Source organism: Microbulbifer sp. S227A (assembly GCF_049800935.1).
This window is the reverse complement of record NZ_JBNAFZ010000007.1, coordinates 123,952-148,130: the sequence shown is the minus strand read 5'-3', so window position 1 is coordinate 148,130 and position 24,179 is coordinate 123,952. Positions and strand designations below refer to the sequence as shown.

The 24,179-nt window shown below is 57.5% G+C and carries 24 protein-coding genes; 13 read left to right on the top strand and 11 right to left on the bottom strand.

From position 1 onward, the window contains the following. Positions 1 to 50 precede the first annotated feature (50 nt). Positions 51 to 1,277 carry a DUF58 domain-containing protein gene (locus ACP15R_RS17160; protein ID WP_224867903.1) on the top strand — a complete coding sequence of 409 codons (1,227 nt, stop codon included), beginning with the start codon at positions 51 to 53 and terminating at the stop codon, positions 1,275 to 1,277. A 62-nt stretch (positions 1,278 to 1,339) separates the two neighbouring features. On the opposite strand, the gene ACP15R_RS17155 is transcribed toward ACP15R_RS17160, so the two are convergent. From ACP15R_RS17155 to cysK, 5 genes are all read right to left on the bottom strand, one after another. Next, complete coding sequence (locus tag ACP15R_RS17155) at positions 1,340 to 1,924, bottom strand: outer membrane protein (RefSeq protein ID WP_224867905.1); 585 nt, start codon at positions 1,922 to 1,924, stop codon at positions 1,340 to 1,342. A gap of 90 nt (positions 1,925 to 2,014) precedes the next feature. Then, entirely contained in the window at positions 2,015 to 2,290 is a 276-nt protein-coding gene (locus ACP15R_RS17150; RefSeq protein ID WP_222231254.1) for a type II toxin-antitoxin system HicB family antitoxin, read from the bottom strand. 119 nt (positions 2,291 to 2,409) lie between these two features. Then, the gene (locus ACP15R_RS17145) at positions 2,410 to 2,616 is read right to left on the bottom strand and encodes a hypothetical protein (RefSeq protein ID WP_157520468.1); all 207 of its coding nucleotides are present in this window, start codon (positions 2,614 to 2,616) and stop codon (positions 2,410 to 2,412) included. A gap of 187 nt (positions 2,617 to 2,803) precedes the next feature. Continuing rightward, complete coding sequence (gene cysQ / locus ACP15R_RS17140) at positions 2,804 to 3,643, bottom strand: 3'(2'),5'-bisphosphate nucleotidase CysQ (protein WP_224867907.1); 840 nt, start codon at positions 3,641 to 3,643, stop codon at positions 2,804 to 2,806. 205 nt (positions 3,644 to 3,848) lie between these two features. Continuing rightward, positions 3,849 to 4,766 carry a cysteine synthase A gene (cysK, locus tag ACP15R_RS17135; RefSeq protein ID WP_222231248.1) on the bottom strand — a complete coding sequence of 306 codons (918 nt, stop codon included), beginning with the start codon at positions 4,764 to 4,766 and terminating at the stop codon, positions 3,849 to 3,851. A gap of 158 nt (positions 4,767 to 4,924) precedes the next feature. Between cysK and ACP15R_RS17130 the strand changes: the two genes are divergently transcribed. The 11 genes from ACP15R_RS17130 to ACP15R_RS17080 all read left to right on the top strand — a co-directional run bounded on the left by ACP15R_RS17130 (position 4,925) and on the right by ACP15R_RS17080 (position 15,733). Then, entirely contained in the window at positions 4,925 to 5,611 is a 687-nt protein-coding gene (locus ACP15R_RS17130) for a lysoplasmalogenase (protein WP_224867910.1), read from the top strand. 62 nt (positions 5,612 to 5,673) lie between these two features. Then, positions 5,674 to 6,330: a GMP/IMP nucleotidase gene (gene yrfG / locus ACP15R_RS17125; RefSeq protein WP_224867913.1), complete on the top strand. Its 657-nt coding sequence runs from the start codon at positions 5,674 to 5,676 to the stop codon at positions 6,328 to 6,330. Positions 6,331 to 6,526: 196 nt separating this feature from the next. Further along, positions 6,527 to 6,907, top strand: a complete 381-nt coding sequence (locus ACP15R_RS17120) for an RNA-binding S4 domain-containing protein (protein WP_224868668.1) — start codon at positions 6,527 to 6,529, stop codon at positions 6,905 to 6,907. A gap of 242 nt (positions 6,908 to 7,149) precedes the next feature. Continuing rightward, positions 7,150 to 8,685: a S1C family serine protease gene (locus ACP15R_RS17115; protein ID WP_224867914.1), complete on the top strand. Its 1,536-nt coding sequence runs from the start codon at positions 7,150 to 7,152 to the stop codon at positions 8,683 to 8,685. A 67-nt stretch (positions 8,686 to 8,752) separates the two neighbouring features. Continuing rightward, positions 8,753 to 9,217 (top strand): DUF4124 domain-containing protein, encoded by a 465-nt coding sequence (locus tag ACP15R_RS17110; protein ID WP_224867916.1) that lies wholly within the window; start codon positions 8,753 to 8,755, stop codon positions 9,215 to 9,217. Positions 9,218 to 9,456: 239 nt separating this feature from the next. Next, on the top strand, positions 9,457 to 10,335 hold the full coding sequence (gene hslO, locus ACP15R_RS17105; RefSeq protein ID WP_224867917.1) for an Hsp33 family molecular chaperone HslO: 879 nt from the start codon (positions 9,457 to 9,459) through the stop codon (positions 10,333 to 10,335). 390 nt (positions 10,336 to 10,725) lie between these two features. Continuing rightward, positions 10,726 to 12,273: a phosphoenolpyruvate carboxykinase gene (locus tag ACP15R_RS17100; RefSeq protein ID WP_224867918.1), complete on the top strand. Its 1,548-nt coding sequence runs from the start codon at positions 10,726 to 10,728 to the stop codon at positions 12,271 to 12,273. Positions 12,274 to 12,434: 161 nt separating this feature from the next. Continuing rightward, a complete protein-coding gene (locus tag ACP15R_RS17095) occupies positions 12,435 to 13,151 on the top strand; it encodes a D-Ala-D-Ala carboxypeptidase family metallohydrolase (protein WP_424987577.1) in 717 nt (238 codons plus the stop codon). Between the two features lie 36 nt (positions 13,152 to 13,187). Next, positions 13,188 to 13,916: a D-Ala-D-Ala carboxypeptidase family metallohydrolase gene (locus ACP15R_RS17090; RefSeq protein WP_224867920.1), complete on the top strand. Its 729-nt coding sequence runs from the start codon at positions 13,188 to 13,190 to the stop codon at positions 13,914 to 13,916. A gap of 75 nt (positions 13,917 to 13,991) precedes the next feature. Then, on the top strand, positions 13,992 to 15,113 hold the full coding sequence (locus ACP15R_RS17085) for an AI-2E family transporter (protein WP_224867921.1): 1,122 nt from the start codon (positions 13,992 to 13,994) through the stop codon (positions 15,111 to 15,113). A 77-nt stretch (positions 15,114 to 15,190) separates the two neighbouring features. Further along, positions 15,191 to 15,733, top strand: a complete 543-nt coding sequence (locus ACP15R_RS17080; RefSeq protein WP_224867923.1) for a DUF3833 domain-containing protein — start codon at positions 15,191 to 15,193, stop codon at positions 15,731 to 15,733. Between the two features lie 3 nt (positions 15,734 to 15,736). Here the strand turns inward: ACP15R_RS17080 and ACP15R_RS17075 are convergent, their stop codons facing one another. The 6 genes from ACP15R_RS17075 to glnA form a co-directional block, all read right to left on the bottom strand. After that, entirely contained in the window at positions 15,737 to 16,531 is a 795-nt protein-coding gene (locus tag ACP15R_RS17075; protein ID WP_224867925.1) for a hypothetical protein, read from the bottom strand. A gap of 84 nt (positions 16,532 to 16,615) precedes the next feature. Next, entirely contained in the window at positions 16,616 to 16,951 is a 336-nt protein-coding gene (locus tag ACP15R_RS17070; RefSeq protein WP_224867927.1) for a zinc ribbon domain-containing protein YjdM, read from the bottom strand. A gap of 133 nt (positions 16,952 to 17,084) precedes the next feature. Then, positions 17,085 to 18,503, bottom strand: coding sequence for a nitrogen regulation protein NR(I) (gene ntrC, locus ACP15R_RS17065; protein ID WP_404804244.1), 1,419 nt, complete (start codon positions 18,501 to 18,503; stop codon positions 17,085 to 17,087). A 61-nt stretch (positions 18,504 to 18,564) separates the two neighbouring features. After that, positions 18,565 to 19,638, bottom strand: coding sequence for a nitrogen regulation protein NR(II) (gene glnL / locus ACP15R_RS17060; protein WP_224867931.1), 1,074 nt, complete (start codon positions 19,636 to 19,638; stop codon positions 18,565 to 18,567). Positions 19,639 to 19,966: 328 nt separating this feature from the next. After that, positions 19,967 to 20,647, bottom strand: coding sequence for a DUF4124 domain-containing protein (locus ACP15R_RS17055; protein ID WP_224867932.1), 681 nt, complete (start codon positions 20,645 to 20,647; stop codon positions 19,967 to 19,969). 214 nt (positions 20,648 to 20,861) lie between these two features. Next, the gene (gene glnA, locus ACP15R_RS17050) at positions 20,862 to 22,268 is read right to left on the bottom strand and encodes a glutamate--ammonia ligase (RefSeq protein WP_224867934.1); all 1,407 of its coding nucleotides are present in this window, start codon (positions 22,266 to 22,268) and stop codon (positions 20,862 to 20,864) included. Positions 22,269 to 22,659: 391 nt separating this feature from the next. Between glnA and thiI the strand changes: the two genes are divergently transcribed. Then, a complete protein-coding gene (thiI, locus tag ACP15R_RS17045; RefSeq protein ID WP_424987575.1) occupies positions 22,660 to 24,132 on the top strand; it encodes a tRNA uracil 4-sulfurtransferase ThiI in 1,473 nt (490 codons plus the stop codon). Positions 24,133 to 24,179: the final 47 nt, after the last annotated feature.

Below are 24,179 nucleotides of genomic sequence, written 5' to 3'. Positions count from 1 at the left end.
CGCTCCTCGTAAGTGGTGCACACATACTACAGCCGGAGTTAGCCGCACTTTTGTCGAAGGCCTGGTGGCTGTTGCTCGCCGTTTTGTTACTAGCCGCTGCGCTCGACTTTATTACCGGCAGTACCGTCCATGGCCTGACCGGCAAACGTACTTTACCTGGCAACCTGGCCCTGGGTGTTGAGCAGCCAATACACCTTCAGCTACACAACCAAAGCGATCGCAGCCTGACCTTTATTTTATCCGACCAACTACCTGCGCAATTACGCGGTCACAAGCTGCCGCTACATATTCAGTTGCATCCAGATCAGCAACTGGAAACTCACTACCTCGTACAACCCATTCGTCGAGGTCAGGCGGAGTTCGGGCAACTGGAAGCACTAGTCAGTTCGCCATGGGCTCTGTGGCAAAAACATGTCCGCCTCGGCCAGCCCCAAAGTGCGCGGGTTTACCCGAATTTTCTCGGCATCTCTTCTCTGCAGTCCCTGTCCACAGAGCAGACCCTGCGCCAACTTGGTGTTATTCAACATCAACGCCGTGGTGAGGGTCTGGACTTCCGGCAGTTGCGGGAGTATCGCCGGGGCGATAGTCAGCGGCAGGTCGATTGGCGCGCAAGTGCGCGCATGCAGAAATTGATCAGCCGGGAATATCAGGATGAGCGCGACCAGGAAATCATTTTTCTACTGGACTGCGGGCGTCGCATGCGCACCCATGATGGCGACCTCAGCCATTTCGATCACGCACTCAATGCCATGTTGCTGTCGGCTTATGTAGCCATTCGCCAGGGCGATGCGGTTGGCCTCCAATGCTTCGCTGGCAACCAAAGTCGCTTGCCGCCGGTGAAGGGCGAGGGTGCGATCAATTTACTGCTCAACCACGTTTACGATATTCATTCCGGTACTGCCCACAGTGATTACTCTGCAGCTGCAGAGCAATTACTTGCCAGACAGCAGCGACGTGCACTGGTCATTTTACTAACGAACGTGAGGGATGAAGACAGTGCAGACCTGAGTGCCGCAGTGCAGCAGCTCTCCCGCCACCACCTGGTGATGGTAGCGAGCTTACGCGAAGGTTCCCTGGACGCACTATTGCAAAAACCGATAGCGAATTTTGACGATGCTTTGATGCACTGTGCAGGGCGTGACTTGATTCAGCGCCGCGAGCGATTGCTGCAGCAACTGCGGGCGCGTAATACCATTCTCGCCGACGCCTTGCCGAGAGATATGCACACCTCACTTGTGGAAAGCTACTGGCAACTCAAACGTAGCGGCAAGCTGTAGAAAATAGGGAGTAGGGAAAAGGATTCGGGGCAGATCACGGATGTGACGCACCCCATTTTTTGTCAGAAGCGGTAACTGAAATTAAGCGTGAGTGTACGCAAGTGCCCCAGGTCGAAGCGCACATCATTCACCCCGTCAAAGAAGTAAAAGCGTGTGTCTACATCGTTGTACATGTACTCGATGGAGGTATCGAAATCCTGCGTCCATTTGTAGCGATAGCCGACGCCCGCATTCCAGTAATCGTCGTCGTAATCGTTGTTGATTTCGTAAATAAACCCATCGCGCTGGATGTTATCTACATCGAACTCGCCATAGTTCCAGCCGATCATCCAATAAAGGCACTGGATATCGCAGGTCACGGTGAAGTCGACCTTGGCGCCAATTCCCCACTGATCGATGTTTACGCTGCCATCGTCGAATCCGGTATAGCGTAATTCAACCTGCCAGATACCCGCGGCAGGGGTTACACCAATGCTCGCGTATCCGGCGAAATCCTGTTCGTCATTAATCTGCAGTTCACCGGCACCCAATCCAATACTGCCGACGATGAAGTATTCACCATTGCAGTAGCCGTCGATAGGGTTATTCCATTGCGCCAACGCGGTGCTGGAAGCGAACAGCGCGAGAAGAAATACCAAAGTTTTCATTATTTGACTTCCCTGTTTGAGAGCATCGAATCAAAACATCCTTTTTTGATTCAAAGATCCTGGCGTGAAAATTCGGGCTTATCGGAGTTGCTAGTTACGGGAACTGAACGCGTTCTGCTCTATGTCGATGATCGCCCAGATACCACCGGTGAACGCGGGGTTTTTACGCAGCGCTTCCAGGTCGCCGGGGGTTGGCGGTACATCACCGGCAGCATGCAAGTCGTCAAGCCGCGCAACGATGGTCTCCGCCATTTTCTGTAGCGTGAGTTCCAGAGTGTCACCGTGGCAATGGCAGTGGGGCAAATCCGGCGCGATGGCGCCGTAGCCGGCAAACTCGATATTGTGTACCACAACCGGGTAGCGCATGGGCTTTCTCGTTTCAGTTAGCTTTTATCCCATCAAGCGTAGACCCAATTATTCGGAATTGAGCAATTTTCTCTGCAAAGAAAATAAATGTGCGACGAGTGCAAACAAGAGTGAGAAAGCTAACGAGGAATTCGCCCAAGTAAGGCGCGACGGGAAAAGATCATTTCCCGGTAGGTTTGTTGTAAAGAATGATCGGGTAAATGATCCGCGCTTTGCATGTCCTGCAATTGGCGCGACAGCCAGGTAATTTCAACTTGCAGGCGCTGACGCAAATGCCTGGTTTCTGTTTCGTTGACGTTTACATGGGTATTGCGAAAATTAGTCATGGCTTACCCTGCGGTTCAACCCAATGGACGGAACCGGCCACCACGATGTCAGAAATTAAGTCAAAGTCGCTTAAAACAACAGCTGTGGCCGAGATACATCTTTAAGCCTAGACCAAGATGAAGGGCTTCACCGGAGGGGTAGGGCTGGCGGGGCTATTTACCCCGCCAACAGGGCGTAACAGCGTAATTATTCGCCCAGCAACAGGGATTTCCAGGCAAAGGACTTATCGCCGATCACATAGAAGAACGGGTTCAGCAGCTCGTCTTTCTGGTTGTAACGCAGCAGTTCGAATTTGTCGTCAACCACGATACCGCCGGCGGCCTCCACCACGGCCTGCGCCGCGGCAGTATCCCACTCGCAGGTCAGCGCCAGGCGCGGGTACAGGTCCGCTGCACCTTCGGCCACCAGGCACAGCTTGAGTGAGCTGCCCATGTTCTTCAGGCCAGTCTCACCCAGGGAGCCCTCAATACGCTCCAGCAGTGCATCCACGGCGCCGGCGCCGTGGCTGCGGCTGGCAACGATTTCGATCGGCTGCTTGTCATCCAAACGTGGCTGCATGGTGCGCACAGCGATGGACTTCTCGCCGCTGGCATCGCGCTTGATCGCGCCTAAGGATTTGGCGCCGGCGTAAGTGATATCCAGCACCGGCACGTGCACCACCCCCAGAACCGGCTCGCCATTTTCAATCAGTGCCACGTTCACGGTGAACTCGCCGTTGCGGCGGATAAATTCCTTGGTGCCATCCAGCGGGTCGATAATCCAGTAGCGATCCCACTGGCTGCGCTCCGCATAGGGCGGCATGTCGCCCTCCTCGGACAACACCGGCACACCGTCCAACAGCTGCGCCAGGGCCGGTTCGAGAATCTTGTGCGCCGCCAGATCGGCAGCGGTCACCGGGGAATCATCGGATTTGGTGTCCACCTCCAGTTCACCACTGGCGTTGTACACCTCCAGAATCGCTTCACCGGCTTCAACCGAGATCGCGATCACCTTATCCAGCAGCTCCCTGCTCACTACGTTTTCCATGATTCCCCCAATACAAAATTATTCAGTTGCTGTACCAGCCAACGAGAAGGTGGTGATACCGGTAGCCCCACCGCCACGAACGTGGTCGGCAGCCCAAAATAGGTAAGCGGGGATTATACGTGTGCCGCGGCAGGATTTGTGGCTTGATCCGGCCGCGGCGACGAGAGAGGCCCATTTTTAGGTAGTGATCAGGTCGAGGTAGCGATCAGGCGGTGAACAGGTCTTCGATGGACAGGTAGCGCTCACCGGTGTCGTAGCTGAAGATCAATACCCGGCTACCCGGGGCCAGTTCGGCCTCTTTTTGCTTCACCGCGGCGAGCGACGCACCGGAAGAGATACCGACAAAGATGCCTTCCTTCAAGGCGCACTGGCGCGCCATCTCGAAACTGTCTTCTTCACTCACCGGCACGGTGCCATCCAGCGCCTCGCGGTTCAGCACCTCCGGAACAAAGCCCGCACCAATGCCCTGCAGGCGGTGCATGCCCTTTTCTTTGCCCGCGATCACCTGGGATTTCTCCGGCTCTACCGCGAAGACTTTCAACTCCGGCATCGACGCTTTCATCACCTCGGCGCAGCCAGTGATATGTCCACCGGTACCGACTCCGGTAATCATGTAGTCCAGCCCCTCCGGGAAGTCCGCAAGGATCTCCTGGGCCGTGGTGTTGCGATGTGCGCTCACATTGGCGGGATTGGTAAACTGCTGGGGCATCCAGCTGTTGTCGTGTTCGGCGAGAATCTCTTCCGCCTTGGCGATGGCACCGGGCATCCCGTTTTCCTTGGGAGTGAGCACCAACTCAGCGCCCAAGGCCTTCATAATCTTGCGACGCTCCACCGACATGGACTCTGGCATGGTCAGGATCAGGCGATAGCCTTTCACCGCAGCTACCATGGCCAGGCCGATACCGGTATTGCCGGAAGTGGGTTCGACGATCACCCCACCGGGCTTGAGCGCACCGGACTTCTCCGCATCTTCAATCATGCCCAGAGCGATACGGTCCTTGATGCTGCTGCCCGGGTTAAACCGCTCTACCTTCATCCACACCTCGATATCGTCACGGAACAGATGATTGATGCGTACGTGGGGGGTGTTACCAATGGTTTCGAGGATGTTATTTGCCTTCATCTGTCGCTCCCTGAATCAATAAAAGGTGATGGTCTTAGTAAAAGTGGACTGGTGGTCGAAAATGTCACTGCCTGCCGGATTGTACGACACAGCTATTTCGCCAATACTCGGGCAAGAATACTCCCCAAATCACCAAATATAAAAAGCTGGAGCTTCCAATGTCAGAAATAGCGATGACTTCCCCATCAACGACTGCGTATAAGCCCGCCCCTCTGGCGGTGTTCGCGGTGTCAGCCCTCGCGTATATCGCGCTCCGCGCTGCGGGCATCGAAGCCCTGTGGATGGCGGCACTGAAGATAGTGCCCATCGCCACACTGTTCTGGATCGCAGCTACCTCTCTGGCCGGCCTCACCCGCACCCTAACCCTGATTGCGCTGGCGTTCTCCGCCACCGGCGACGTGCTGCTGGCGGTGCCATTCGCCAATCACTTTGTATTTGGCCTGGGCGCCTTCCTGCTGGCCCAGCTCACCTATGCCGGTAACTTCCTGCGTGCCGCGCAGCTAGGCAGCCGACGCTTTATGCTGCGCGGTGTAGCCCTGGTACTGGCGGCACTGCTGCTGGCCCGTCAGGTGTTGCCCGGAGCCGGCGAGCTGGCGATGCCGGTGGCGTTTTACATTGTGGCGATTGTGTTTATGGCCCTGTCCGCGGCAGCGCACCGCAGCGGCTCATCCTTGCTGTTCGCTGGTGCGGTGACCTTTATGGTGTCGGATGCACTGATTGCGCTGGACCGCTTTGTGGAGCCGGTACCAATGGCGGGTATGTGGATCATGCTGACCTACTACGGTGCCCAGGCGCTGCTGGTGATGGGGCTTGTTCGCACGGATTTGGCGGCACGGCAGGCTTGAGGGCATAATAGCCGGCCATTTTTTGTGCAATTGCGGGCGCCAGCCCGCGGTATAGGTTGGTTATGCTGGACTGGAGCCGGATCGATACGGTGCTGCTGGATATGGATGGCACCCTGCTGGATCTGCATTACGACAATCATTTCTGGATGGAGCACCTGCCGCTGCGCTATGCCGAGGCCAATGGCATCTCGGTTTCCGAGGCGCAGCAGCTGGTGATCGAAATGACCGATGAGTTGCGCGGCACCCTGGACTGGTACTGCCTGCAATACTGGTCGGACGTGCTGAAGCTGGACGTGCTGGCGATTTACCGGGAGATCGAGGACCGCATTACCCTGCGCCCGCACACCGACAATTTCCTGCGCAGCCTGCGCACCATGAACAAACGCGCCTTACTGGTCACCAACGCACACCCGGACGGTTTGAGTCACAAGCTGGCCATTACCGGTATTGCTCAGTGGCTGGATGAGATTGTCTCGTCCCACGATCTGGGGCATGCGAAAGAAAGCACGCTGTTCTGGCATTCACTGCAGGAGCGCCAACCATTCAACCCGGAACGCACCCTGTTTGTGGATGACAACCTGCATGTGTTGGGCGCGGCGCGGGATTACGGTATCGAGCACTTGCTGTGTATTCGCCAGCCGGACAGCAAGAGCCCTGCGCGGGAGATTTCCGAATTTCCCGCGATTCATGATTTTGATGAGATTCTTCGGGCGCCTTAGCTTTTCTTTGTTAGTGCTCTCGACTCGCCCCCTGTGGCGGTCGCGCACTGGGTGGCGTTTTTCAGGACCACTGTAAACCCATCCCTGGGCGTTGCGGCGCAAACTTCCTGTTTGCGACGCTCCTGAAAAACGCCACCCAGCGCACGACCTTCTCATCTGACCTTTTTACTTCGTAGATTCTTTTATTTGATTGCTGATGGATAAAGTTCGTATTGATAAGTGGCTCTGGGCCGCTCGTTTTTTTAAGACCCGAAGTATCGCCAAGCAGGCTATTGAAGGCGGCAAGATACATGCGGGTGGCCAGCGGGTAAAAGCCAGCAAGGAAATCACCACCGGCACCTTGCTCACCATTCGCCAGGGCTGGGATGAACGCGTGGTGGAAGTCATTGCACTTTCGGACCAACGTCGCGGCGCAGACATCGCGCAAACGCTGTATCGCGAGACGGAAGAAAGTATTGCCAAGCGCGAGCAATTTGCCGCCGACCGCAAAGTGAATAACGCGACCATTTCGCATGAACGGCCAAATAAAAAACAACGCCGGCAGATTCATAGGTTCCTGCAAGAATCACAGGACTGAGTACAGATGTGAAATGCGAAGGGCAAGTCGCGGGTGGAGCTTTTCAGGAGCGTCGCAAACAGGAAGTTTGCGCCGCAGCGCCCAGGGATGGGTTCACAGCGGTCCTGAAAAGCTCCACCCGCGACTTGGCCGCCACACAGGTCCAGCGAGCCCATCAGAGCGTACCGAACACAGCCAGAGCACAAACCCGCCAAAGTGCTAAACTGCCCCAAACTAATGAATAATCAATACGCGACGCCGCAATGAAACACCTGCTGACTCTTTGCCTGCTGATTCTCTGCTTCTCCCAGATCGCCCACGCGGACAACCGCGAACGCGAGCAGCTCAAGCGCTCGATTATCAAGATCTACACCACCGCCGCCGCCCCCGACTACTTCAATCCCTGGGCACTGCTCAACGCCCAGCAACTGTCTGGTTCCGGCGCTGTGATCGACGGTGAGCAAATCCTTACCAATGCCCACGTCATCGCCAATGGCAGTTTTATTCAGGTGCAACGCCACGGTGACGCGCAAAAATTCCGCGCGCGGGTCAAGTTCGTATCCCACGACGCCGACCTCGCCCTGCTCACGGTGGACGATGTAAGTTTCTTCGACGACACCCGTCCACTGGCACTTGGCAAGCTTCCGGACCTGCAGGAAGAAGTGACGGTTTACGGCTACCCCATCGGCGGCAAATCCCTGTCCATCACCCGCGGCGTACTGTCTCGGGTCGAGCACCAGTATTACGCCCACGCCGAAAGCTACCTGATGGCCGGCCAGATCGATGCCGCCATCAACCCCGGCAACAGCGGTGGCCCGGTAATTTCCGGCGGTCGTATTGTCGGTGTAGCGATGCAGACCAATCACAGCGCCGGTGCCGAGAACCTCGGCTACTTCGTGCCACCCAGTGTGATCAGTCACGTGCTGGAGGATGCCGAAGACGGTGTGCACCAGGGCTTCCCGGAATTGGGCGCGGTGACCCAGAGCCTCGAGAGCCCGTCGATGAAAGCCGCTGCTGGGCTGGCCCCAGACCAGGAAGGCGCACTGGTTGTGCGTGTATTTGAAGATGCGCCTGCGGCACAGGTATTGCAGCCGGGCGATGTGCTGCTGCAGGTGGACGGCTTTGACGTGGCCGCCGACCGCACCATTGAGTGGCGCGAACACCAGCGCACAAATTACCACTACGCGGTGGATCAGTATCACGTGGGCGATGAGCTGCCGGTGCGCTTTGCCCGTGACGGCGAAATCCTCGACGAGGAAATCACGCTCGCCGCCACCCCGCCATCGCGCTCGCTGGTGCAGGGTGAGAAGTTTGACCAGCGCCCGCGCTACTACATCTACGGTGGCGTGGTGTTTGTGCCGCTGAATATGAACCTGATCAAGCGCTGGGGTAACAACTGGCATTCCAAGGCGCCCATCGAATACCTGCATGCACGCAACCAGTGGTCCAGCCCGGACCAGCAGGAACTGGTGGTAGCGCTCAAGGTGCTGCCGGCACCGGTAAACCTGGGTTACCACGACTGGAAAAACTGGATCATCGGCTCGGTAAACGGTGAAAAAATTCACGACTTCCAGCAGTTCGCGCAACTGATGGAGAACCGCAAAGACGGCTTTGTGGAGCTGAAAGACAACGCCGGTTACCGCATGGTGCTGGATTCCGCCGCAGCCCGCGAACAGCAGCCGCTGATTCTACAGACCTATCAGATTCCCGAACGCCACTCTCTCGGCCTGTTCGGCGCACTGGCAGAAGGCGCGGATGAACCGGCAGCTGACGCGGCAGAACTGGGGCAGGTAGAATAAGCACCTCTCATCCCGGTCTTGAGTTAAAGAGTGGGGTTGAGTGTGGCAATCACCTCAGGGAGGAGCCGTGAACACGCATTTCAGCTTTTGCGCCCGCTGGCTTGCACCATGTGTGCTTGCCGCTTGCGCTTTTACCGCCAGCCCCGCAAGCGCCGGTGAGCTTTACCGCTGGGTCGACAAGGACGGCAAGGTGCACTTTGGCGATCGCCCGCCGGCGGAGGCAGAGGCGGAGTCGCTGGAAGGTCAGCTCAAACCGGTCAACAGTGCCGAGCCCACAAGACGTCAGGACTTCCCCAACACCACGCGCAAAAACCAGATCGACCAGGAATACGCGGCGCGCAAGCAGGCCGAAAAAGCCAAGCAACAGCGTGCGCAACAGAGAGCCTGCGACTACGCCCGCAAGCAGCTGAAGATTCTGAAAGGCCCGGTGTACTTCGTGGATGCCGATGGCAACGAATCGACCATCAGTGAGCGTGAGCGGGTCGCGCAGGCGCGCAAGCTCGAAACACAAATTCGCAGAAACTGTGGCTAGCGGGCAGCGCTGGGCAAAATTACTCACGCTGCAATCCAAACCACTTTTCTAAGCAACGTTTCCAAGCCACTTTTCTAAGCCTCTTTCCTAATCCACCTTTCGCCAAGCGCCGCCCCTCACAGAGCACACTGCTCTTCGCCGTCACCATAGGGCTATAGTGACAATAAGGTGGCATTTATCGCATTTCGCGCACGCAGCGCCTAAAATCGCCTCCCCCAAAACCTAGCGAGGCAAACATCATGTCGGATCAGTTGGAACGCTTTATCTTCTCCAAGCACGATATACGGGGCCAGGTGGTCACGCTTACCGAGGCTTACCGGGAGGTACTGGAGCACAACCAACTACCGCTGCCGGTCCAAAAACTGCTGGGCGAATTCCTTGCCGCCTCCTGCCTGCTCGCCACCACGCTCAAGTTTGAGGGCATGCTGATGCTGCAGGCCCGTGGCGAAGGCGATGTGCCGCTGCTGGTGGCGGAATGCAGCCACCAGAGCGATGTGCGCGGCCTGGCGCGCGTGGCCGAAGGTGCGGAAATTGCCGAAGATGCCAACCTGCGTGATCTGGTGGGCAATCGCGGTACCTTGGTGATCACCGTCGACCCACAGCAGGGCGAGCGTTACCAGGGCATTGTACCGCTGGAAAAGGAAACCCTGGCGGAGTGCCTGCAGGATTACTTTACCCAGTCCGAGCAGTTGCAGACCCGCTTCTGGATCGAGACCAGCACCGACACCGTGGGCGGTATCATGCTGCAGGTGTTGCCAGGCAATAACGCCGCCAGTGCCACGGAAAACGAAGACGCCTGGGAGACCGGGGTACAGCTGGCCTCCACGGTCACCGCCGAAGAGCTGCACAGCGTGCCCCACGATGAACTGCTGTTCCGCCTGTTCCACCAGATGGAGCCCGCCACGCTGGGCACCACCAACATCCGCTTCAAGTGCAGCTGTTCCGCCGAACGCAGCGCACGCGCCCTGATCGCCATGGGCCCGGAGGATGTATACCGCCTGCTGGAAGAGCAGGGTGGCGAAATCACCGCTGACTGCCAGTTCTGCAATCGCACCTACACGTTCAATCACGACAAGGTGGAAGAGCTGTTCAACGCACCGCCGCACACCCTGCATTGATCTAATTTATGCCGGCACCTGGGCCGGCGCAGAAAATTCCGCAAACGCGCCCCCGAGGCGCGTTTTTTGTGTCCGCCATATCACCACAATCTACCGGCGGTATTTCGCTCCTGTTTGTAGTGAAAACTACAGAACACCCAATATTCTCCAAAACTATGAAGTAAAAAAACTACATCACTGTGTTGAATAAATTTTCGCGAAAATTTCCCCAAATAAACCGTTTTTCGCTCAAAATTTATACGGATGTTCCTGTGAAGAAATTTTGAAGTTTGCAATAATGCGCGCGCCAGCCGGCCGGTCGCACAACGTAACCACGACTGTTGGTCGCGAACTCAGGTGGCACCCCCTACTATTTATTTCACTGATACAACTTCAATGGGTAATAAGCGAATGGCACAGCAAAACGAGACGGTGCAGGCGTTCTCCAACCTCTCCGCAGCGCAATTAGTCGAACAGGCACTGCAGCGTGGTGAGGGTCACCTTACGCACACCGGCGCACTGCTCGCAGTGACCGGCGCCCGCACCGGCCGTTCTCCCGCAGACCGCTTCGTGGTAGAAGAAGCCTCTACTGCCGACAGCATCGAATGGGGCAACGTGAACCGCCCCTTCCCCGCCGACAAGTTCGATGCTCTGTGGAGCCGTGTCGAAGACTTCGTCTCCAGCCACGACAGCTTTGTTCAGGAGCTGCACGTCGGCCAGGACGAAAATCACTATATCCCGGTGAACGTCACCACCCAGACCGCGTGGCACAACCTGTTCGGCCGCAACATGTTTATCCGCGCGGAAAAGTACAATCCCAAGGGCAAAGAAGAGTGGCGCATCCTGCACGCGGCCAACTTCGAGTGTGACCCGAGCCGCGACGGCACCAATTCCGAAGGCTGTGTGATCATCAACTTCGCCCAGCGCAAGGTACTGCTGGCGGGTATGCGCTACGCCGGTGAGATGAAGAAGGCCATGTTCTCCGTGCAGAATTTCCTGCTGCCGGAAAAAGACGTGATGCCAATGCACTGTGCCGCCAACGTGGGCGAAGACGGCGACGTGTGCCTGTTCTTCGGCCTGTCTGGCACCGGTAAGACCACCCTGTCCGCCGACCCGGCGCGCTACCTGATCGGCGACGACGAGCACGGCTGGGCCAAGGGCGGCGTGTTCAATATGGAAGGCGGCTGCTACGCCAAGACCATTAACCTGAGCCAGAAGAACGAGCCGGTCATCTGGGACGCCATCCGCTTTGGCGCCATCGTCGAGAACGTGGTGACCGACGACGCCGGCGTACCGGACTACGACGATACCAGCCTGACCGAAAACGGCCGCTGCTCCTACCCGCTGGAGCACGTGGAAATGCGCCAGCTGGAAAACCGCGCCGGCGAGCCGAAAAACGTGATCTTCCTGACCTGCGACGTCACCGGCGTACTGCCTCCGGTATCCGTACTGTCCAAGGAAGCAGCGGCTTACCACTTCCTGTCCGGCTACACCGCACGTGTGGGCTCCACCGAACTGGGCGCAGAAGCGGGTATTCACCCCACCTTCTCCACCTGCTTCGGCGCACCGTTCATGCCGCGCGCACCGCGTGAATACGCCGACCTGCTGATGAAGCGAATCGAAGACTTCGATTCCAAGGTGTATCTGGTCAACACCGGCTGGACCGGTGGCTCCGGCGACAACGGCAAGCGCTTCCCGATTCCGGTCACCCGCGCCGTGGTTGCGGCAATCCAGAGCGGCGCGCTTGAGAATGCGCAAACCGAGCACCTGGACATCATGAACCTGGAGATCCCCACCGAAGTACCGGGTGTGGACAAATCCTACCTGAACCCGCGCAACGCCTGGGCAGATCAGGCGGCCTACGACGCCGCCGCCAGCAAGCTGGCCGGCCTGTTTGCCGAGAACATCGAGAAGTTCTCTGTAAGCGATGACGTCAAGGCGGCCGGGCCCAAGGCGTAAAAGCCGCCCGCGACAGCACCCCCCAATGCAGGTAGCGCCAAACGACGCCACCCGCACAAAAAAAGGCGACCATTCCGGTCGCCTTTTTTTGTGGGCAACATTTACGCCACGGCAGCTATAGTGAGTAGAGGGACGGTTTTTGCGCCGGCACGCTATGCGCAATGACCGCCATCGGTTCCCACTTACGGTTAGCACAAATGCCATTGGGCAATCCATTTTCCAAAGCCAAGCGTCGCTACGCGCACCTACCAGCCAACCAGCAAACCAACTGGTGGGTGATTGTGGGCATCGTCGCGCTACTGCTGTCACTGCTGCTGGTCCTGCGGCTCTACCTCCAGTACAAGGCGGTGGAAAAGCCATACTACGAGCTCAAAGGCTACCGGGTAGCGGACGACGACAGCCTCAAGGCCTTTCTGCGCGAGGGCAATAACCGCCGGACCCTGAGCCAGCTCTCCGACTTCCTGAATCAGTCCGGTGTGGGTGATACCACCAAGATACCGAACCTGTTGCGCCAGGGCTCCGACTGGCTGGATATCAAAGAGCCCCCTTTCGCCATGCCCCCTGAAGAGTACTGGCCAAATATGGTGGCGACCCTGAAGCTGATTCGCGACGAAGTCGTGCCCGTTATCGGCCCTGTGGATATCGTCTCGGCGTTTCGCACCGACGATTACAACCACAAGGCCGGCGGCTCCAGTAAGAGCAAGCACAAGAGTTTTTGTGGCGTGGATCTGGTGCCGCGCTCGAATATTGGCCGCAAGGAGTTGGTCGAGGAGTTAACCAATCTGCACACGCGTCTCGGCCGCGACAGCAATATGGGGCTCGGCCTTTATAGCGGTGTGCGTTTTCATATAGATACCTGCGGATTTCGCCGCTGGTAGTCGTTTCAATGGTTCAGAGGTTGAGTAGTAGCGCCTATGGATATCAAAGAAAGCGCCGATCACGAATACATCGATATTCACATTGAACGCCGACGCGTTATCTGGATCGTCACGGGGCTGCTGGTCGCCTCACTGGTGCTGGTGGTACTGACGGCAGAAAAGGCCCAAGAACTGGCAGAGCGCATCGTGAGCCCGGTTGCGCATATCGAACCGGAACCAGTCATCATAGACCCGGATGTACCAATGATCTTCCGCATCAAGGGCTATACCGCAGCCTCTGGTGCCGCGTTTGAGCGTTTTCTGGAAGAGGGGGACAATCGCGCGCGCTTCGAAAAACTCGAGCGTTTTTTGAAGCTCAACGAGGTCGATGAAGTTGTGCCGCCTTACGAGTTGATGCGCCAGGGCACCGACTGGCAGAAAATTGGCGAGCCCCCATTCGCCATACCACCTGAAGACGCCTGGGAAACCATGGTGGACACATTGCGGGTGATGAAGGATTACATTATCCCGACTATTGGCCCTGTAGTTGTGCTGTCGGGTTGGCGCACGCCTAGCTACAACGCCAAGGCCGGCGGCGCGCGCACCAGTAAACACTTACATTTTTGCGGCCTGGATATGATTCCCGAGGATGACTACACCCGCAAACAGCTGGTGCCAAAATTGCGTCGTATTCATAGAAAGGTGGGACGCAAATGGAACATGGGCCTGGGCATCTACAGCGGTATTCGTTTCCACGTAGATACCTGTGGTTATCGACGCTGGTAATGCGGATGGTGATCTGTTTTCATAAGCTATCGTCGTTCACGATTGATCACGATCAATAACAATAGGGAAATACCAGTGCAGGAAATACTGGAAAGACGCTCATTTATTATCGCCCTGGTTCTGGTCACCATTGCCTTCTTGCTTATGGTGCGGCCCTTTTTTATTGCTATTTTCTGGGCATGTGCGATTGCCCTTATTTTTTATCCATTTTACAAGTACCTGTGTAAACGCTTTCCCAACTGGCGAAATATGAGCGCGCTGTTGACGCTGATCTTATGTTTCGTGGTTGTGGTGATTCCCGTGTTACTGGTGGCCAGCTCCTTCATCAGCGAGGTCGCGAACCTTTACCAGAAAGTACAGTCCGGTGAGGTAAATCTCGGCGCAAAGGTTGAAGAGGTGCGCAGCGCTTTCCCCGGTATTAACACAGCAATGGAACGGATAGGGTTGGATTTTCAGCAGCTGAAAGAGCGCCTGCTGGAAGGTCTTATGACCTTGGGCAGCCTAATCGCGAAGAATGCGCTGGCATTGGGTCAGAATACGCTGAATTTCTTTGTCAGCCTGGGCTTGATGCTGTACCTCACCTTTTTTCTGATTAGGGATGGCGACACCCTTGTGGACCTGCTGATTCGCGCGCTGCCGCTTGGTGACGAGCGCGAAAAACTTCTGCTGGCGAAATTTGCCGAAGTTACCCGCGCGACTATCAAGGGTAACCTCGTTGTAGCGGTCACTCAGGGCACCCTGGGCGGCATTATCTTTTGGGCTCTGGGGTTGCCGGCGCCACTACTGTGGGGTGTGGTGATGACAGTACTGTCTCTGCTGCCTGCGGTGGGCGCGGCAATTATCTGGTTTCCGGCCGCGCTCTATCTGTACGCAACCGGAGATGCCATCAAGGCCACCGTACTGATGCTGTATGGAGCGCTGGTCATCAGTCTGGTGGACAATATTCTGCGTCCAATCCTGGTGGGGCGCGACACCAAGCTGCCGGACTATATGGTGCTGTTTTCGACCGTTGGCGGCCTGATCATGTTTGGGATCAGCGGTTTCGCCATTGGTCCTCTGCTGGCGGCGCTGTTTATGGCGTTCTGGCAAATTTTTATGCGGGAGTTTCTTGATGACGCCGGTACGCTGTCACCACCGCAAACTGCGCAGCTGCCCGAGACAGCGGTGAATAGCGGATCTCCTGACAAGGATGGGTAACGTACCAATCCAGATTGTGCGTCTCAGCGTAAAGTCTCAGGCACTCTCTGAAGGTCCTATGGCAACTGAGGTAAACGATGATTAAAGCGCTCGCCCTGCCCCTCACAGTTTTACTGACCATCAGCGGCTGCAGTGCGCCGAGTATCGAATCTTATGCGGATAAGACGCCACCCTTCGTGGCCGAAGAGTTTTTCTCCGGGCCGATGAAAGCCTATGGAGTGGTGAAAGACCGCAGCGGCGCAGTCACCCGCAAGTTCGTCGCCGAACTGAATGGCAGCTGGGAAGATGGGCGGGGTGTGTTGCGGGAAAAATTCGAGTTCGATGACGGCGAGATTCAGTATCGCAACTGGGTGATGGTGCCCAATGCGCAAGCCTCGGTAGGGCCGGTGCGTGCCTACACCGCCACGGCAGAGGATGTGGTAGGCGAATCCACCATGCGCACCGCGGGCAATGCGGTATTTATGCGCTACGTACTGCAAGTGCCCTACAAGGGACGCACCCTCGATCTCAACGTCGACGACCGGATGTATCTGGTGGCACCAAATATCCTCATCGCCGAATCCAAGCTCAGCAAGTGGGGATTTAATGTGGGCGAAATTCAACTCACCATCGTCAAATAATCACTATTGCCGTTGGTTGGTCATGCGCTCTGCCAATGCGCGCATCGGCTCCTGATTAACCACCAGCAGGCCCTCACCCGCCCGATCCAAGTCGGCGATCAGCAAAATCACCAGCGCAAACGCAAGCGCCAGGGAGATCGCGACTGGCGCGGAGCCCCGCGCATTGATCCCCAGCTGCACCCCCAACCCAAATACCGCCAGCGCGCTGATGGTATACAGCGCCGCCCAGATGGCCCCGGGGATCTGGTAAATCAATCCGACCTGAACCCGCTTGGCATGCAGGTCAATCACCTCGTTCAACGACTCATAAAACGCCCTTACATGTATTGCGTTCACTGCATCGTTGTCCTGACTGCTGCCCAGCAGCTGCCACAGTGCGCCGTGAATCTCTTCGCTGCGCGCCATTGCCTCAAAGGTTTCCGCCATACTGCGGCGGGTCGGGTCGGTGCTACGCACCTCGGCGTATTCTGTAAGTAGATCCCGCACCTGCGCACGCTCGGCGGCCGGTAAAAAATCGGCGCGCAAAAACGTCGTCTCGATGGCATTGACCTCATCCAGTAACAACGCCTTGCGCTCGCTAAAACGCTCCGAGGTCATATTGAATGTGAGCGCGAGCATAAACGCGAGCAACCCGAGCATGGCTGCGACGGCGCTGCCGATAGAGCTGTCCTGTTGATCCGCGCGCTGTCGCGCTAACCGGTGCCCCACCAGGTAGCCACAGGATAGCGCCACCAGAATCAGTAGCACGGATATCAGGTAGATAATTGAGAGCGGTAATGTGGTGAGAAAGTTAAACATTTACGCTTGAGTCAGGCAGAAATCGGTAAGCCACTCTCAAGTCTGGATCATTCCGATGCGCCCTGCACACACAGCACGCGAGTATCAGGCCTTTTTGACAAACTCGGACTTGAGTTTCATGGCGCCGATCCCATCAATTTTGCAATCGATATCATGATCACCTTCCACCAGGCGAATGTTCTTTACCTTGGTACCCACCTTAACCACCAGCGACGAGCCCTTTACCTTCAGATCCTTGATCACCGTCACCGTGTCGCCATCCTCGAGCGCGTTGCCGTTGGCGTCGCGAATATTCAGGGTTTCATCATCTGACGCATCTGCGGCGCTCCATTCATGTCCGCACTCCGGGCACACAAACCGGCCGCGGTCTTCATAGGTGTATGCGGAGTTGCACTTCACGCAATTGGGTAATTCACTCATAGCTTTGGATACATCTTGTGGAAAGGAATTGAGGATAGCTCGCTGGCAGTGACGCTAGCATAGCGACCAGCGGCCCCGCTGGGAATACGGGGCGCGACCTGGATCTATTTCGTTTGCCGGAAAGGGAGCGGCGTTAGTCTTCGCCGCCGTTCATCCCCAACTCTTTCAGCTTGCGCGTCAGCGTGTTGCGCCCCCAGCCCAGCAGTTCTGCCGCATCGCGTTTGCGGCCGGCGGTATGCTTGAGGGCGATCTCGATCAGTGCGCGCTCAAACGCCGGCACCGCCTCACTGAGGATCTCGCGCTGGCCGGTGGCCAGGGCCTGATCCGCCCACAGGCGCAGCGCTTTTTGCCAGTCCTGCGGTGCTTCGCTGGTGGCGCCCTGCTGGTGCAGTTCCGGCGGCAGATCCTCTATATGCACTTCGCGCCCGGAAGCCATCACCGTGATCCAGCGGCAGGTGTTTTCCAGCTGACGCACGTTACCCGGCCAATCGAGCCCGGACAGGTACTCTTCGGTTTCCGCGGTGAGGATTTTCGGCTCGACACCCAGGTCCTTGGCGGCACTATTGAAGAAGTGGCGTACCAGGCGCGGAATATCTTCGCGGCGGTCGGAGAGTCGCGGGATATGAATACGAATAACATTGAGGCGGTGGAACAAATCCTCACGGAACTTGTGCTGTTCCACCAGACGCTCCAGATCCTGATGCGTCGCGGCAATAATGCGCACATCCACTTTTACCGGCGTGTGCCCACCGACGCGATAAAACTCGCCATCGGCCAGTACCCGCAACAGGCGGGTCTGCGTCTCCGCAGGCATATCGCCAATCTCATCCAGGAACAGGGTGCCGCCATTGGCCTGCTCGAAGCGTCCGGCGCGCTGTGCGCTGGCGCCAGTGAACGCGCCCTTTTCATGGCCGAACAATTCGGATTCCATCAGGTCCTTGGGAATCGCCGCCATATTCAGCGCAATAAACGGCTGATTCTTGCGTGGGCTGTGGTTGTGCAGTGCCGCCGCCACCAGCTCTTTACCGGTACCGGACTCACCATTGATTAACACCGTGATGTTCGAGTGCGACAGGCGGCCGATCGCGCGGAACACCTCCTGCATGGCCGGCGCTTCACCAATAATCTCTTTATTGCCGGTACCATTTTCGATCACCACCGACTCTTCCGGCTGCTGCTCGTTAGCCAGTGCCAGCGCGCGGCGGGTTACCGCCACGGCCTCATCCACATCAAACGGCTTGGGCAGGTATTCGAACGCACCGCCCTGATAAGCGGCAACCGCGCTGTCGAGATCCGAGTGCGCGGTCATGATGATGATGGGCAGGTTGGGGCGCTCTGCCTGGAAGCGCTGCAGCAATTTAAACCCGTCGGAACCCGGCATGCGGATATCGCTGATCACAACATCGGGCGACTCACTGTAGAAGTCATCCAGCGCCCGGTCGCCATTCTCGTAACAGGTCGTGTCAATGCCGGCGCGGGATAGTGCGCGCTCGAGCACCCAGCGGATGGAGCGGTCGTCATCAATGATCCAAACACGGTTGTTCATAATAATTTTCCGGCCTGCGTTCTAATTCAAAAATCTATGCGTCTGTGCGTATTGGGTTCTGTCGCGACTACTCCGATGCCAGCGGCAGATAAATCTGGAATTCGGTTTGCCCGGGCTCGCTCTCGCACTTAATGAGCCCGCGGTGCTGGTTAATAATGTGCTGCGAGAGGGACAGCCCCAGTCCGGTGCCCTCCGCGCGTCCCGAAATCATCGGGTAAAAAATGCGTTCGCGGATGTCCTCCGGTATGCCCGGCCCGTTATCCACAACATCGATGCGGCACACCAGCGAGCAGTGGCGACGACCGATGGTGAACTGACGCTGCACCCGGGTGCGGATCATCAAGCTGCCCTTGCTGAGGCCAATACTCTCGGCAATCGCCTGCATGGCATTGCGGGCAATATTCAGTACCGCCTGGATCAGCTGCTCGCTGTCGGCGGGAATGTCCGGAATCGATGGGTCGTAGTCGCGCTCGATAATCAATGCACCGCTGCACTCCGCCTCGATCAACTGCGCTACCCGCTCGGTAATGGTGTGTACATTTACCGGCTGCAGTTCGACCGGCTTGCGCGGGCCCAGCATCCGGTCCACCAGATTGCGCAGGCGGTCCGCCTCTTCGATGATGATCTGGGTGTACTCACCCAGGCCTTCGTCATCCAGCTCTTTCAATTCTGTTTGCAGTAACTGTGCCGCCCCGCGGATACCACCCAGTGGATTCTTTACCTCGTGCGCCATGCCGCGCACCAAGTTGCGGGTGGTCTCCTGCGCGGAAAGCAGCGCGTCTTCGCGGGCGATGCGCAGCAAGCGATCCATCGACTGCACCTCCAGTAACAACAGCCCCAGGTCCGGCAGCGGGGTTACCGAGTAGTCGACGGTGCACTCTTCCAAGTTATGCAACCGCCACAGGGCTCGGCGCACCGTGTACTTTTCACCACTGACCAGGCACGCCTGCAAAGCGGCCAACGCGGCGGGGTTTTCCCGCACCACCTCTTCCAGCGGCTGGCCACTGGCCCGTGCATTGGAGGCTGCCACCAGGTTTTCCGCAGCGGAATTCAGATAGCAGAGCGCCAGCTTGTCATCGAGCACCAATACGGCCGAGGTGAGGTTGTCCAGCAGCAGGCGTAACTGACGATCGTTGAGCATTCCAGCTTCCGAGGTTGAGGCGTTAAGTGTCGCGATCTTGTTCACTTGTCCGATTCGCCTATTGAGAGTGCAAGAAGCAAACCAAAATGGCGCAAAAAACAGATGAAACAGAATGAATTAGGGGGCACTGGCGGCGTCCGCTACCGGCGCGCGCACCATTATTGTGCATTGGGTGAAAAATAGCCAATTCTGGTGTTCATTGCGGGGCACGGCGCTGGGGTGCCGCGTGTCCGGGGGGGGCCGTCGGGCAGCGAGGGAGCGGGTGTATCAGACTTATGCGCCCGCTCGATGGGCGCATAAGCCGAAGTAGACCGGGTATTCGCGGATATTAGCGGGGCTTGGGACTGGGCGGTTTCGCAATACCCGGCACCTGGGGTGCCTGGGGCATCTGCGGTGCCTGCTGGGCGGGGAAGTCCGGTATCTGTCCGCCGGGTCGCTTCACATGGACCTGAATGGTTTGCGACTGCGCCAACGGCTGGCCGGTGGCGCTGTACAGCACCGCCTGGATGGTATGAGTACCGCGCTCCAGCGCGGAGATGTCCAGGCTGTTGGTGGATGAACCGCCACTCCAGCGCTGGCCGTCGATGACCGCGAAAAAGCGGTAACCATCCCGCGGTACCGGATTCAGGGCCACCTGTAGCACGATAAAGCGCTGACCGGGAGGGATGGTCGCATCATCCGCCGGACTGACAATGGCAAAGCTGATAGGCCCGAGGTCTTCGCGCTGGCGCTCATCGCCGGAGCGCGGAGATAGCTTGCGCGTGGGCAGCGCGCTCTTCGGCGCGATCGGCTGCACATTGATTGGCCCAATCTCAATCTTTTCCACCTTCTCGCCCGCCGGCGCGGTGTCGCTGAAGGTCACGCGGCCATCGGGGCCGACGATTTTGTACACCGAGCCATTACCAGTACCTGAGCCACCCTTGGTGGTGTCGGACTTGTCCTGGGCGCTCGCGGTGGCAATCAGCAGCGCGGCCAGTGGCACAGCAAGCAACGGGGTCAGTTTGATCATGGGTGCTCCCGCAATCTTGTTTTCAACCTACCTAATTAATAAGGCTAGTGTACTCGCGAACCCGGGCGCGACGTAAAGCGCCTGTGCACAAAAGAGCCATAAAATGCGCATAAAAAAAGCCCACACCGCAAGGTGTGGGCTTTCTCGTCATCTTTGCGCCGTTCTCACCAATTTCCCGGAGGAAAATCGGCGGCGGCGCGCTGATGATACCTGCTTATACGGAATAGTACAGGTCGAACTCAACCGGGTGAGTGGTCATGTTCACACGCTGAACTTCTTCACGCTTCAGGTCGATGTAGGCATCGATCGCGTCGTCGGTGAATACGCCACCTTCGGTCAGGAACGCGCGGTCCTGATCCAGTGCGTCCAGAGCCTGTTCCAGGCTGGAAGCAACGGTCGGGTACTCGGCCAGCTCTTCCGCCGGCAGATCGTACAGATCCTTGTCCGCAGCATCGCCAGGGTGGATCTTGTTCTTAACGCCGTCGAGGCCAGCCATCAGCAGAGCAGCGAAGGCCAGGTACGGGTTAGCGGTCGGATCCGGGAAGCGAGTTTCGATACGCTTGCCTTTCGGGCTCGGTACGAACGGGATACGGATGGACGCAGAACGGTTACGTGCGGAGTAAGCCAGGATTACTGGCGCTTCGAAGCCCGGAACCAGACGCTTGTAGGAGTTGGTAGACGCGTTACAGATGGCGTTCAGCGCGCGAGCGTGCTTGATGATACCGCCAACGTAGAACAGGGCAGTTTCAGACAGTCCAGCGTAAGCGTCGCCAGCGAACTGGTTTACGCCGTCTTTGCTGAAGGACTGGTGTACGTGCATACCAGAACCGTTGTCGCCTACCAGCGGCTTCGGCATGAAGGTCGCAGTCTTGCCGTAAGCGTGCGCTACGTTGTGTACCGCGTACTTCAGGATCTGAACTTCGTCCGCTTTCTTGGTCAGAGTGTTCGCGCCAACGCCGATTTCACACTGGCCAGCAGTACCCACTTCGTGGTGGTGTACTTCAATTTCCAGACCCATGGCTTCCATTGCGGAACACATGGCGGCACGTACGTCGTGCAGGGAGTCGACCGGAGGAACCGGGAAGTAACCGCCTTTCACGCCCGGACGGTGACCCATGTTGCCGTCGGTGAAGTTAGCGCCGGAAGACCAGGCCGCTTCTTCGGAGTTGATTTTGTAGAAGGCGCCACCCATTTCGGCACCCCAGGTGATGTCGTCGAATACGAAGAACTCAGGCTCCGGACCGAACAGCGCGGTGTCACCGAAACCAGTGGACTTCAGGTATTCCTCAGCGCGCAGCGCGATGGAACGCGGGTCGCGCTCGTAGCCCTGACCGGTGATCGGGTCAACGATGTTACAGCGAACGATTACAGTCGCTTCATCGGTGAACGGGTCCAGGAATGCAGTTTCGTCGTCCGGCATCAGGATCATGTCGGATTCGTTGATGCCTTTCCAGCCGGAGATGGAGGAGCCATCGAACATCTTGCCTTCTTCGAAGAACTCGCCGTCAACTTCCTTGCTGGGAAGGGAAACGTGTTGTTCCTTACCTTTGGTATCGGTGAAGCGCAGGTCTACCCATTTAGCTTCGCTCTCTTTGATGAGCCCGAGCGTTTTCGCTGACATTACAGTCCTCCAGGAATGAAAAAGTTATGTTCGCGCCAATTCGCTTTATCTTGTGGCAACTGTAAAAGCAAAGAGTGTGCCAAATTGGGGCAAATTGACGGCAGGGGGGTTCGGGGCGTCGGATTTGGTTGCTGGGGAGAACAATCGGATATAAATCACCCAACCCGAACCGGCATTACCACGCCAGCTTTCTCGGGTGACCCGCAGCATTCCCAAAAATGGTGCCCCCAAACCCTCCTTCGCACCATTTTAGGGCAACAATCGCGCAATTGGCACCAATTTGGTGCCGCAAGCAAATTCGCGATAGCGAGTTTATAATTCGCCACCTCTCCCGGGAAGCCAGCAAATTCTTTCCGGCCTCAAATTCAACCGCGGTTCCGGCACATCCCCTATGCACTTTGTCGTTAAGTTTTTCCCAGAGATCACCATCAAGAGCAATCCCGTGCGCAAGCGCATGTCGCGACAGCTCGCAGACAACCTGCGCAAGTTGATGCGGCAGCTGGATGACCGAATTCAGGTGCGCAAAGACTGGGAAAAAATCGACGTGACCGCCCCGGACGCAGTATCCCATCTTTCCGAGCGCATTGAAGAGGTACTGGCGCACACCCCGGGCATCGCCAACTTTGCCCGCGTGCAGCAGTTCCCGCTGGGCGACCTGGACGATATCTACCAGAAGACCCTCGCCATCTGGGGCCCGCAGCTGGCCGGCAAGACGTTCTGCGTGCGGGTAAAGCGCACCGGTAAACACGACTTCCAGTCACTGGACGTGGAGCAGTACGTGGGTGGCGGCCTCAACCAGAACACCGACGCGGCCGGGGTGAAACTGAAGAAACCCGACATCACCGTGAAGCTGGAAATCCGTCACGACAAGCTGAACGTGATTGAGGAGTTGCACCAGGGCCTCGGCGGTTTCCCACTGGGTACCCAGGACCCGGTCATCTCACTGGTGTCCGGCGGCTTCGATTCCACCGTATCCAGTTATCTCACCATCAAGCGCGGTATCCGCACCCATTTCCTGTTCTTTAACCTGGGCGGCCGCCAGCACGAGCTGGGGGTAAAGGAAGTCGCGTTTTACCTGTGGGACAAATACGGCTCCTCCCACCGGGTGCGCTTTGTCACCGTGCCGTTCGATGAAGTGGTAGCAGAAATCCTGGAGAAGGTCGACGACTCCTATATGGGCGTGACCCTGAAGCGCATGATGCTGCGCGCGGGCTCGGTCATCGCCAAGGAGCTGGAAGTGGACGCACTGGTCACCGGCGAAGCCATCGCCCAGGTTTCCAGCCAGACGTTGAAGAACCTAGCGGTCATCGACAGCGTCACCGACACCCTGGTGCTGCGCCCACTGATCACTTCCGACAAAACTGACATCATCCACACTTCGCGCGAGATCGGCACAGAAGAATTCGCCGCGAACATGCCCGAGTACTGCGGCGTGATTTCCGTGAAACCCACCACCCGCGCCAAAATGGAAAAGGTCGAAAGTGAAGAAGCGCGCTTCGACTTCACCGTGCTCGACCGCGCGGTGGGCAACCGGGTGATGCAGAATATCGACGAGGTCATGGAAGACCTGGGTGAAGATGTCCCGCCAGTGGATATCTTCAAAGAGCCCGGCGATGCCATCATCATCGATATCCGCCATCCTACCGAGGAAGAGGTAAACCCGCTGGAGATCGACGACGCGGAAGTGGAAACCATCCCCTTCTATCGCCTCAGCACCGCCTTCCAGAAACTGGATAAAGACAAACAGTACCTGCTGTACTGCGCGCGCGGGGTGATGAGCCAGCTGCACGCGTCGCACCTGCTGGACGAAGGCTATCGCAACGTGGGTGTATTCCGCCCGGAAATCCCGCACCAGGGTAAATAACGCCCGTACTTCCCCTGCGAGACCGCGTAACAAGGCCCGCGCCATGA